General features: G+C 63.0%; 11 protein-coding genes and 1 pseudogene. 6 read left to right on the forward strand and 6 right to left on the reverse strand.

Annotation, left to right across the window (positions count from 1 at the left end; all coding sequences use genetic code 11):
* Positions 1-179: pseudogene (locus DBR23_RS30865) on the reverse strand (tRNA (adenosine(37)-N6)-threonylcarbamoyltransferase complex transferase subunit TsaD); the annotation flags it as partial.
* A 44-nt stretch (positions 180-223) separates the two neighbouring features.
* Positions 224-1,384, reverse strand: coding sequence for a branched-chain amino acid ABC transporter substrate-binding protein (locus tag DBR23_RS16695; RefSeq protein ID WP_108498988.1), 1,161 nt, complete (start codon positions 1,382-1,384; stop codon positions 224-226).
* A gap of 255 nt (positions 1,385-1,639) precedes the next feature.
* On the opposite strand from DBR23_RS16695, the gene DBR23_RS16700 reads away from it, so the two are divergent.
* The 4 genes from DBR23_RS16700 to DBR23_RS16715 all read left to right on the forward strand — a co-directional run bounded on the left by DBR23_RS16700 (position 1,640) and on the right by DBR23_RS16715 (position 5,885).
* Complete coding sequence (locus tag DBR23_RS16700; protein ID WP_056058325.1) at positions 1,640-2,266, forward strand: ANTAR domain-containing response regulator; 627 nt, start codon at positions 1,640-1,642, stop codon at positions 2,264-2,266.
* Positions 2,267-2,784: 518 nt separating this feature from the next.
* On the forward strand, positions 2,785-4,029 hold the full coding sequence (locus DBR23_RS16705) for a CmpA/NrtA family ABC transporter substrate-binding protein (protein WP_056743994.1): 1,245 nt from the start codon (positions 2,785-2,787) through the stop codon (positions 4,027-4,029).
* Between the two features lie 63 nt (positions 4,030-4,092).
* Positions 4,093-5,055 (forward strand): nitrate ABC transporter permease, encoded by a 963-nt coding sequence (ntrB, locus tag DBR23_RS16710; protein ID WP_099730821.1) that lies wholly within the window; start codon positions 4,093-4,095, stop codon positions 5,053-5,055.
* Positions 5,052-5,885 carry an ABC transporter ATP-binding protein gene (locus tag DBR23_RS16715; RefSeq protein ID WP_056058319.1) on the forward strand — a complete coding sequence of 278 codons (834 nt, stop codon included), beginning with the start codon at positions 5,052-5,054 and terminating at the stop codon, positions 5,883-5,885. Before ntrB ends, DBR23_RS16715 begins: the two co-directional genes overlap by 4 nt.
* A 227-nt stretch (positions 5,886-6,112) precedes the next feature.
* Here the strand turns inward: DBR23_RS16715 and DBR23_RS16725 are convergent, their stop codons facing one another.
* Both DBR23_RS16725 and DBR23_RS29355 read right to left on the reverse strand, forming a co-directional pair.
* Positions 6,113-6,550, reverse strand: coding sequence for a CBS domain-containing protein (locus DBR23_RS16725; RefSeq protein ID WP_015015148.1), 438 nt, complete (start codon positions 6,548-6,550; stop codon positions 6,113-6,115).
* Between the two features lie 42 nt (positions 6,551-6,592).
* Complete coding sequence (locus DBR23_RS29355) at positions 6,593-6,847, reverse strand: hypothetical protein (RefSeq protein ID WP_133246205.1); 255 nt, start codon at positions 6,845-6,847, stop codon at positions 6,593-6,595.
* 239 nt (positions 6,848-7,086) lie between these two features.
* Here DBR23_RS29355 and DBR23_RS16730 point away from each other — a divergent pair, with 239 nt between their 5' ends.
* Together DBR23_RS16730 and DBR23_RS16735 are read left to right on the forward strand one after the other, a co-directional pair.
* Entirely contained in the window at positions 7,087-7,377 is a 291-nt protein-coding gene (locus DBR23_RS16730) for a DUF4148 domain-containing protein (RefSeq protein WP_056058312.1), read from the forward strand.
* An 84-nt stretch (positions 7,378-7,461) separates the two neighbouring features.
* A complete protein-coding gene (locus DBR23_RS16735; RefSeq protein ID WP_056743987.1) occupies positions 7,462-7,755 on the forward strand; it encodes a hypothetical protein in 294 nt (97 codons plus the stop codon).
* Between the two features lie 159 nt (positions 7,756-7,914).
* Here DBR23_RS16735 and DBR23_RS16740 read toward each other — a convergent pair whose 3' ends face one another.
* Both DBR23_RS16740 and DBR23_RS16745 read right to left on the reverse strand, forming a co-directional pair.
* Positions 7,915-8,934, reverse strand: coding sequence for a TRAP transporter substrate-binding protein (locus DBR23_RS16740; protein WP_108498989.1), 1,020 nt, complete (start codon positions 8,932-8,934; stop codon positions 7,915-7,917).
* 48 nt (positions 8,935-8,982) lie between these two features.
* The coding region (locus tag DBR23_RS16745) for a TRAP transporter large permease (RefSeq protein WP_108498997.1) at positions 8,983-9,981 on the reverse strand (999 nt) is incomplete at its 5' end.

Consider the following 9,981-nt stretch of genomic DNA (forward strand, 5'->3'; position numbering starts at 1 on the left):
CGGCGGATGTGGTCACGGCTGGCCAGTTCGGGGACCACGCCGCCATAGGCCTGGTGCATCTCGATCTGGCTGTGCAGCGCGTGCGACAGCAGCGTAGGCACGGCATTGCCCGTGGAACGGACCAATGCCACGCCCGTCTCGTCGCACGAAGATTCAATACCCAGGATCAGCAAGCTCATGCCCCGAGTGTAAAACCCGGGGCCGATCCGTCCTGGTGGGCTGTTTACCAGCGGTCCGACCGCATGCGCAACTCCCAGTTGCCGCTGCGCAGCTCGTACACACCCACGGCGCCGTAGCGTTGCTCGCCCTTCTCGTCCCAGGTCATGGTGCCAATCACCGGGGCATAGCCGTTGATGCTGTGCAGGGCCTTGGTGATTTCCTTGGGGTCGGCGGACTTGGCTTTCTGGATGGCCGCCGAAAGCACATACGTGCTGTCGTAGCTGTAGTGGCCACCGTAGGCCGGAGGCTTCTTGAAGGCGGCGATGTACTTTTCCAGGAAGGGCTTGCCGGTGGTGAACTCCTTGGCTTCCAGCACTGGCGAGGTGGCGTACAGCCCCTGCACGATGCCTGCGCCCTTGGTCATGTCGGTGGTCTTGATGGTGTCGCCACCCAGCAGGCTGACCTTGGTGTGGTCTACCTTCTTGAGCGCTTCGAGCAGCGCCAGGGCCTGGAAGTCGTTGAGGGTAGAGACAATCACCTCCACCTTGGCGGCCTTGAGCTCACCGGCCAGCTCGTCGAAGGCCACGGTCTTGTCGTCGAACGACTTGCGCACCACCACTTCCTTTTTCTCGGCCTTGAGCTGTTCGGCAGCGCCATCGGCCAGGCCCTTGCCGTAAGGGGTGCCGTCGTCCAGTGCGGCGTAGCGGTTGGCGCCCAGCTGCGTGGCCGCAAAGGAGCCGATGGCGCGCGCCTGCAAGGTGTCGTTGGCCACCATGCGGAACGTGGTGGGGAACCCGAGCTGCGTGAACTTGGGATTGGTGGAGATGGCGATCTGTGGAATGTCCTTGGCGGCGTAGATGGGGGCGGTCTCAATGCTCACGCCCGAGTTGAGGTGGCCCACCACGGCTACCACGCCCGCATCCACCAGCTGCTGGGCGACCGCCTTGCCGGTGGTGGCGTCGGCCTTGTCATCCACGGACACGACCTCCAAGGTCACGCGCTTGCCGTCCACGGTGTAGCCGGACTTGTTGAGTTCCTCCACCGCTAGCTTCACGCCATTGAGCAGATCCTGCCCCAGGGCGCCCAGCGGGCCGCTCAAGGGCTGTGCAACACCAATTTTGATGGTGTCCGGCACCTTGCCGCATCCGCTCAGGAGTGCAGCAGTCGCCACTGCGGTCAAGGCCAGGCTGGCCGAGAAGCGGCGCCGGTTCATGTGCTTGTTCATGCAAAAAACTCCATTTCAGTGTGTCTGTGTGACCAGATGTATATGCGACGCCCTGCTGGGTGAGCTACCGGGTATGCCCTCCCACGGTGTCAGTATTAGCAACTTTCAGGCCCCACAACGGGGGCCAGGGCACCCAGGCGTGGCGGGCCTGGGGCTGGTATGGGCCCTGCGTGAAAGCCCATCGCAACGGCGCTCTGGGGCCGTGCCCCCCCAGCGCACCAATTTGTGGCGTAAAAATTGCTTATGCTTACGGGTATGAATGAGGCTTTGCGCATCGTGGTGGTTGCCCCGGATCTGGCAGTCGCCGACCCTGACGACGAACACGCCGTGGAGCAGGCGGAACGGTCGCGGGCGCTGCGCATCGGGCTGCTGGAGAACAACTTCAACCTGGTGGCCACGCTGCCCGCCGACGTGTTTCTGAGCGAGCGCATTGCCCAGCTGCAGCCTGACCTGATCATCGTGGACGCCGAGAGCGAGGCCCGCGACGCGCTGGAGCATGTGGTGATGGCCACACGCGACGAACGCCGCCCCATCGTGATGTTCACCAACGATGAAGACACCTCGCACGTGAAGGACGCGGTGGCGGCCGGTGTGTCTGCCTACATCGTGGCGGGCTTGGCACCGCAGCGCATCCGCCCCATTCTGGACGTGGCCATGGCCCGCTTCCAGCACGAACAGGCCTTGCGCGCCGAGCTGGCCGACGCCAAGACCGAGCTCAAAGACCGCAAGACCATCGACCGCGCCAAGGGCCTGTTGATGCAGCGCCAGGGCCTGACCGAACAGGCCGCCTACGAGAAACTGCGCAAGACCGCCATGGACAAGGGCCTGAAGCTCGTGGACGTGGCTCAGCGCATGCTGGACGTGATGGATCTGCTGGGGTAAAACCAGAGAACACCCCCCTGAGCGGCTGCGCCGCTTCCCCCTTCTCTCGAATGACTGCGTCATTCGGGAAGGGGGACGATGCCCTCGCTGCGGGGCGGCCCTTGCTTGGCATCCCTCGCCTGGGCCGCGCCCAATTCCAAGGCCCCTCCCAAATGGTGCGCCGCACAAAGGCAGTGCGAACACACTGATCACAACAAGAACATCCCTGCTGCAAGCCCCGCAGGCGTGTAGCGCTTATTGATCAAGCGCGGACAGCTATTCATTCCATAGCAACCAACGCTCCAACATGGCGCAGCGCGCGCTGGCACGCGCTTTGCATTGCACAGTGCAAGACCAATGCAGGTCTGACCACTGACAGCACTGACCCAACGGCGGGCCGGTGCTGGCAAGGAGCCCCGGATACGTTCCAGGCTCCACCCAGGACAAAGGCGTCCCCACCCGCTCCCGGCGTTGCTTTGATGCAGCCAGGCGCGGTGTGAGGACGCCTTTTTTGTTTTTCACGCCACCAGGGATGCCCCATGACCGATCTGTTGAAAACCAGCCTCAACCGCCGCACCGTGCTGCAGGCCGCCACCGTGGGCGCTGTGGGTGTGAGCCCCGCGCTGCGCGCACTCGTCCACGCAGCGGGCTCCGACGCCCCCGAGAAGAAGGAGGTCAAGATCGGCTTCATCCCGCTGACCGACTGCGCCAGCGTGGTCATGGCTTCGGTGCTGGGCTTCGACAAGAAATACGGCGTGACCATCGTCCCCAACAAGGAAGCCAGCTGGGCCGGCGTGCGTGACAAGCTGGTGAACGGCGAACTGGACTTTGCCCATGTGCTCTACGGCCTGGTCTATGGCGTGCATCTTGGCACCGCTGGCCCCAAGAAGGACATGGCCGTGCTCATGAACCTGAACAACAACGGTCAGGCCATCACCCTCTCCAAGGCCCTGGCCGACAAGGGTGCGGTGGATGGTCCGTCCCTGGCCAAGCTCATGGCCAGCGAGAAGCGGGAATACACATTTGCGGGCACCTTCCCCACAGGCACCCACGCGATGTGGATGCACTACTGGCTGGCAGCGGCGGGCATCAACCCGCTGTCGGGTGCCAAGCTCATCACCGTGCCCCCACCGCAGATGGTGGCCAACATGCGCGTGGGCAACATGGACGGCTTTTGTGTGGGCGAGCCCTGGAACCACCGCGCCATCATGGATGGCATCGGTATCACGGCCAACACCACGCAGGACATCTGGAAGGACCACCCCGAAAAGGTGCTGGGCACCACGGCCGAGTTCGTCAAGAAGTACCCCAACACTACGCGTGCCGTGATGATGGCCGTGCTCGAAGCCAGCCAGTGGATCGACGCCAGCCTGTCCAACAAGATGAAGATGGCCGAGACCGTGGCCGGCAAGGCGTATGTGAACACGGGCGTGGATGCCATCAACCAGCGCATCCTGGGCCGCTACCAGAACGGTCTGGGCAAGACCTGGGACGACCCCAACCACATGAAGTTCTTCAACGACGGCGCGGTGAACTTCCCCTACCTGTCGGACGGCATGTGGTTCCTGACCCAGCACAAGCGCTGGGGCTTGCTGAAGAGCCACCCCGACTACCTGGCCGTGGCCAAGGAGGTCAATCAGGTGGACCTCTACAAGTCGGTGGCCAGCGCCATGAAGATCAGCGTGCCCAAGGATGTGCTGCGCACCAGCAAGTTCATAGATGGCGTGGTGTGGGATGGCAAGGACCCCGCCAAGTACGCCGACGGCTTCAAGATCAAGGCCTGACGGCAACCCTGCCCCAGCGCCCGCCCGGCCACCCCGCAAGCAAGCCCTGCACAGGAGAAAACCATGGTCAGTGCCGTCTTTCACTCCCCGTTGGATGCAGCCCCCGTGGCCGCACAGAATGCTATGAATACTGTAGCTGCAAGCGCATCATCCACTAGCGCAAGAAGCCAAAAGGCTGCGATATCTGCCCCCAAGGCACCTGCAACGCCCTCCAGCGTGGCCACTGGCCGCGACTGGTCCGCCCTCTCGCGCAGCTTCTGGCTGGCCGTGCTGCCGCCGCTGTGTGGCCTGGGCCTGCTCATCGGCCTGTGGGCGGTGGTCTCCACCACCACGGGCGGCAGCATCCCCAGCCCCAAGGACACCTGGCTACAGGCGCTGGAAGTGTTCAGCAACCCCTTCTACCGCAACGGCCCCAACGACCAAGGCGTGGGCTGGAATGTGCTGATGAGCCTGCAGCGCGTGGCCATCGGCTTCGGCATGGCGGCGCTGGTGGGCATTCCGGCGGGGTTTGTGATCGGACGCTTCAACTTCCTGTCGCGCATGTTCAATCCGCTCATCAGCCTGCTGCGCCCAGTGTCGCCGCTGGCGTGGCTGCCGATCGGTCTGCTGGTCTTCAAGGGCGCCAACCCGGCGGCCATCTGGACCATCTTCATCTGCTCCATCTGGCCCATGATCATCAACACCGCCGTGGGTGTGCAGCGCGTACCGCAGGACTACATGAACGTAGCGCGCGTGCTCAACCTGAGCGAATGGAAGATCGCCACCAAGATCCTGTTCCCCGCCGTGCTGCCCTACATGCTGACCGGTGTGCGCCTGGCCGTGGGCACCGCGTGGCTGGTGATCGTTGCGGCCGAGATGCTGACCGGCGGCGTGGGCATCGGCTTTTGGGTGTGGGACGAGTGGAACAACCTCAACGTCAAGAACATCATCATCGCGATCTTCGTGATCGGCATCGTCGGGCTGCTGCTGGAGTTTGCACTCATCAAGCTGGCCACCGCATTTACGTTTGAAGAGGTGAAAGCATGAACACGACAGCTCCATCTCCCCACCCTTCCATGAGCACCAAGTTCATCGAGATCCACGGCGTCGAGCAGACCTTCAAGACGGCCAAGGGCCTGTTCCCGGCGCTGCGCGACATTCACCTGACGATTGCCAAGGGCGAGTTCGTGGCGCTCATCGGCCACTCGGGCTGCGGCAAGTCCACCTTGCTCAACCTGATTGCCGGCCTGACGACGCCCACCAACGGCGCGCTGCTGTGCGCCAACAAGGAGATCAAGGGCCCGGGGCCGGAGCGCGCGGTGGTGTTCCAGAACCACTCGCTGCTGCCCTGGCTCACCTGCTTTGACAACATCTACCTGGCCGTGGAGCGCGTGTTTGGCGCCAAGGAAACCAAAGCCCAGCTCAAGGCCCGCACCGACGCCGCACTGGCGCTGGTGGGCCTGACCCACGCGGGGCAAAAACGCCCCGGTGAAATCTCGGGCGGCATGAAGCAGCGCGTGGGCATCGCCCGGGCCCTGAGCATGGAGCCCCAGGTGCTGCTGATGGACGAGCCCTTCGGCGCGCTCGACGCCCTGACCCGCGCCAAGCTGCAGGACGAGTTGCTGGAGATCGTGGCGCGCACCCAAAGCACCGTGGTGATGGTGACCCACGACGTGGACGAAGCCGTGCTGCTGTCCGACAAGATCGTGATGATGACCAACGGCCCGGCCGCCACGATTGGCGAGGTGCTGACCGTGGACTTGCCCCGCCCCCGCAAGCGCGTGGAGCTGGCCGAGGACCCGCAGTATGTGCACTACCGCAAGGCGGTGATCGACTTTCTGTACACGCGCCAGGGGCACGTCGAAAAAGCCGCTTGAGCGGCCGGTCAGCAGCGCACCCGGCCGCCCAAAACAAAAGGGCTCTGACCAGATCGGTCAGAGCCTTTTTTCGCTGTGTCCGCTTGGCAGAGCCGCCGCACGCGCGCAGCTCCAGACCTGCGCACCCGCGCAAGGGCTGCCCCGCCGCTCTGGGTGCGTCCCCCTTCCCGCATGGCGCAGACCTTCGAGAGAAGGGGGAAGGCGCGCAGCGCCTCAGGGGGTTGCTCCTAGTGACTCCCGGTGATGTAGTTCTCCAACTGCTCAATGATGAATTTCTGCTCGGAGATGATGTCCTTGACCAGGTCGCCAATGGAAATCATGCCCACCAGCTTGCCGCCATCCACCACGGGCAGGTGGCGCAGGCGGTTGTTGCTCATGAGCTGCATGCACTGCTCGCTGGTCTGATCCGGGCGCACAAACATCACGGCCGAGGTCATCACATCCTTGACCTGGGTGACGGCTGAAGTGCGCCCCATGAGGGCGATTTTTCGGGCGTAGTCCCGCTCGGTGAAGATGCCGACGATGGACGCGCCCTCGGTCACGATGAGCGCGCCAATACCCTTGTCGGCCATGAGCTGGAGGGCGTCAAGCACGGAAGCAGCAGGGCTGATGGTGTGGACGGTGGCGTCGGGTTTGGACTGAAGAATCTTGGCGACTGCGGTCATGGAAACCTCCCTCGTGAAAACGGAAACGGGCACAGGGAGATTTCAGCCCATAAGGCCCGTGCGCGCAACCCACGCAAGCCCCATGTGCAGCGCTTTTTGATCATCTGTTGCACGGCGAATGCAATGGATGTTTCTGCGCCGTTGCATACCGCCTTGCGCGAAACAAACTGAAAAGAAGCGAAACCGCGGCGAGACGACGCCCCCGGCCTGCCCCGGCACGATGGAGCCCATGTTCAACGCACCGACCACGTTCACCTCTGCGGCATCTGTTGCCTGCCAGCGCCCGGCGGATTCCATGGCAAACCGCCAGGGTTCCGAGGGCAGGCAGACACGGCAGACGGCCCGGGAGATTGTTTCCAATACTGGAACAGTTAGTTCGCGACTCAGTGGTTTTTCTCTGAACAGCACCGGCGTACAGTTCATCCCATCGATGAGCCGAACCCGCAAGGCGACTCACCGAACCCGGTGCGAAGCGAGTCGTTTCTGATCTTCACCCGGTTTTTTGAGACGCTTTTTTAACTTCAAGGATTTCCATCATGAACAACACCGCACGTTTCCTGTCTATCGCCGCTGTCGCTGCTTTCGCTTCTTTCGGTGCCCAAGCCGACGAAGCCGACGCTTCGCAGTTCGCCACCCAATTCGAAACCAGCCGCACCCGCGCCGAAGTGATCGCCGAAGCCGCTACGGCTGTGCAAATGCGCAGCCAAGAGCCCGCAGGCTCCCGCGTGGTGACCTACAAGTCCACGGCTGACCGCGCTGCCGTGCGTGCCGAAGCTGCCGCACAAGCCATGCGCACTGGCCGCGTGGGCCCTGCTGAAGGCGGTTGATTCAATTTTTTGAATCCACAGCTTCACCCACCGCGTATTCCAGACACCTCGTCCCCATTTTTCGAATTTCACAGGAGTTTCATCATGAACAAGACTGCCCGTTTCCTCTCTATCGCCGCTGTCGCCGCTTTCGCTTCTTTTGGTGCCCAGGCTGACGAAGCCGATGCTTCGCAGTTCGCCACCAAGTTTGAAACCAACCGCACCCGCGCTGAAGTGCAAGCCGAAGCCGCTACCGTGGCTCAAACACGCAGCATTGAACCCGCTGGTTCGCGTGTGGTGACCTACAAGTCCACCGCTGACCGTGCTGCTGTGCGTGCCCAGGCTGCTGAAGCTGTGCGCACTGGCCAGATCTCTTCCGGCGAAATCGGCTCCCTGTAATTGGACCGGCCTGCACTTCGGTGCAAATGAAAGATTGCAAATGCCAAAAGGCCGAGGCCCCAACAGGGGCCTCGGCCTTTTTCATGGCGCTTCGCGACACGGAGAGGTTCGAAGCCTGCCATCGACAGCTCAAAGGCTGCCAATGGCGTCCACCCCGATTTACTTGCCAGCGCGCGCCTGGGCCACGGCCCCTTGCACTTCCTTCCACAAGCCCTCGCCCACGTTGGCGGCAATGCTGGCGTTCACGGCGCTGAGCTTTTCGCGCATGCGGTTGGCTTCGGCGGCGGGCAGTTCGTTGACCTGCATGCCCTTGCCCTTGAGGTCGGCCAGCGCCTTGTCGGCCTCGGCACGCGTGTCCTGGCGCTCGAAGTCGCGGCTCTTCTTGGCGGCGTCGAGCAGCACCTTCTGCTCGGCCTTCGACAGGCCATCCCAGTACTTCTTGCTCACCAGCACGATCCAGGGGCTGTAGACGTGGTTCGTCACCGTGAGGTACTTCTGCACCTCATAGAACTTGCTCGACAGGATGGTGTTGTAGGGGTTCTCCTGGCCGTCCACCGTCTTGGTTTCGAGGGCAGTGAAGAGTTCCGAGAACGGCAGCGGCACCGCATTGGCGCCCAGGGTCTTGAAGCTGTCGAGGAACACGTTGTTCTGCATCACGCGCAGCTTGATGCCGTCCATGTCTTCCAGCTTGTTCACCGGGCGCTTGCTGTTCGTGAGGTTGCGGAACCCGTTCTCCCAGTACACCAGGCCCACCAGGCCCTTTTCCTGCAGCTTGTCCATCACCTTCTGGCCCACGGGGCCATCGAGCACCACGTCGGCTTCTTTGGCGTTGTTGAACAGGAACGGCGTGTCCCAGATCGCCATTTCCTTGGTGATGCCCACCAGCGTGGCCGTGGAGCCCACCATCATCTCCTGCGCGCCGCCGATCAGGGCCTGCTGCATCTGCACATCAGAGCCCAGCGCAGCAGCACCGATGGCGCGAATCTTCATCTTGCCGCCCGAGGCCTTTTCCACTTCCTGGGCAAACAGTTTGGCGGCCCGGCCCTGGTTGGAGTCCTCGTTGAGGCCGTAGCCAAAACGGATGATGCGCGGCTTGAAGTCTTGGGCTGCGGCCTGGAACGAGCAGGTGATGGCAGCGACCGACAGGGCGGCCAGCAGGGTGCGACGGAAAGTTTTCATGGTTGTCTCCATTGGCAAGAATAACGGGGAAGAGGAGCAGGCAAACGGCTAGCGCAGCCAGACGACGGGCGCAGTCACGATCTGCGGGAAGACCACCAGCAGCGCCAGAATCAGCACATAGGTGATGAGAAAAGGATTCACGCCCTTGATGACGCTGTGCATCGAGATGCGCCCCACCCCTGCCACCACGTTGAGCACCGTGCCCACCGGCGGGGTGATGAGGCCGATGGCGCCGTTGAGCACGAACATCAGGCCGAAATACACCGGGTCAATCCCCGCCTTGACGGCGATGGGCAGCATCACGGGCGCAAAGATCAGGATGGTGGGCGTGAGGTCCAGCGCCGTGCCGATGAGCACCAGCACGATCATCATCACAGCCATCAAGAGGCGCGGGTTCTCCACCAGCGGGCCCAGCCAGTTCGTTAGCACATTGGGCAGGTCGGCCAGCGTGATCATGTAGCTGGCCACCTGGGCACCAGCACACAAAAACATCACGATGGAGGTCGTCTTGGCCGCCCGCACCAGCACGCCGTAGATGTCGGCAAGCTTCATCTCGCGGTGGATGAACAAGGCCACCACCAGCGCATAGAACGCAGCCACCACGGCGGCCTCGGTGGGCGTGAACACGCCGGTCTTCATACCGCCGATGATGATGAGCGGCATCAGCATCGCCCAGAAGGCGCGCACGGTGGCCCGCAAGCGGTCCTTGACGGGCAAGGGCTCGCCCTGGGGCAGGTCCATGCCGCGCAACACCCAGCGCCAGGCAAAGATGAGACCCACGCCCATCATCAGCCCCGGCACGATGCCCGACACGAACAGCGCCGAGATCGAGGTGTTGGTCGTCACACCGTAGATCACAAAGGGCATGGACGGCGGAATGATCGGCGCGATGATGCCGCCCGAGGCAATCAGCCCGGCAGACGTGTTCATGGGGTAGCCCTGCTGGCGCATCATGGGCAACAGGATGGTGGCCAGCGCGGCGGTGTCGGCCAGGGCCGACCCGCTCATGCTCGCCATCAGCACCGCAGCACCAATGGCCACATAGCC

Origin of the sequence: Acidovorax sp. HMWF018, assembly GCF_003061035.1 — a bacterium.
GTDB classification, from domain to species: Bacteria; Pseudomonadota; Gammaproteobacteria; order Burkholderiales; family Burkholderiaceae_C; genus Acidovorax; species Acidovorax delafieldii.

Bases quoted from the DNA above. Each gene is read 5' to 3' on its own strand.
- DBR23_RS16695 (WP_108498988.1), bottom strand. From the start codon at position 1,384: ATGAACAAGCACATGAACCGGCGCCGCTTCTCGGCCAGCCTGGCCTTG.
- DBR23_RS16700 (WP_056058325.1), top strand. From the start codon at position 1,640: ATGAATGAGGCTTTGCGCATCGTGGTGGTTGCCCCGGATCTGGCAGTC.
- DBR23_RS16705 (WP_056743994.1), top strand. From the start codon at position 2,785: ATGACCGATCTGTTGAAAACCAGCCTCAACCGCCGCACCGTGCTGCAG.
- ntrB (WP_099730821.1), top strand. From the start codon at position 4,093: ATGGTCAGTGCCGTCTTTCACTCCCCGTTGGATGCAGCCCCCGTGGCC.
- DBR23_RS16715 (WP_056058319.1), top strand. From the start codon at position 5,052: ATGAACACGACAGCTCCATCTCCCCACCCTTCCATGAGCACCAAGTTC.
- DBR23_RS16725 (WP_015015148.1), bottom strand. From the start codon at position 6,550: ATGACCGCAGTCGCCAAGATTCTTCAGTCCAAACCCGACGCCACCGTC.
- DBR23_RS29355 (WP_133246205.1), bottom strand. From the start codon at position 6,847: ATGGAATCCGCCGGGCGCTGGCAGGCAACAGATGCCGCAGAGGTGAAC.
- DBR23_RS16730 (WP_056058312.1), top strand. From the start codon at position 7,087: ATGAACAACACCGCACGTTTCCTGTCTATCGCCGCTGTCGCTGCTTTC.
- DBR23_RS16735 (WP_056743987.1), top strand. From the start codon at position 7,462: ATGAACAAGACTGCCCGTTTCCTCTCTATCGCCGCTGTCGCCGCTTTC.
- DBR23_RS16740 (WP_108498989.1), bottom strand. From the start codon at position 8,934: ATGAAAACTTTCCGTCGCACCCTGCTGGCCGCCCTGTCGGTCGCTGCC.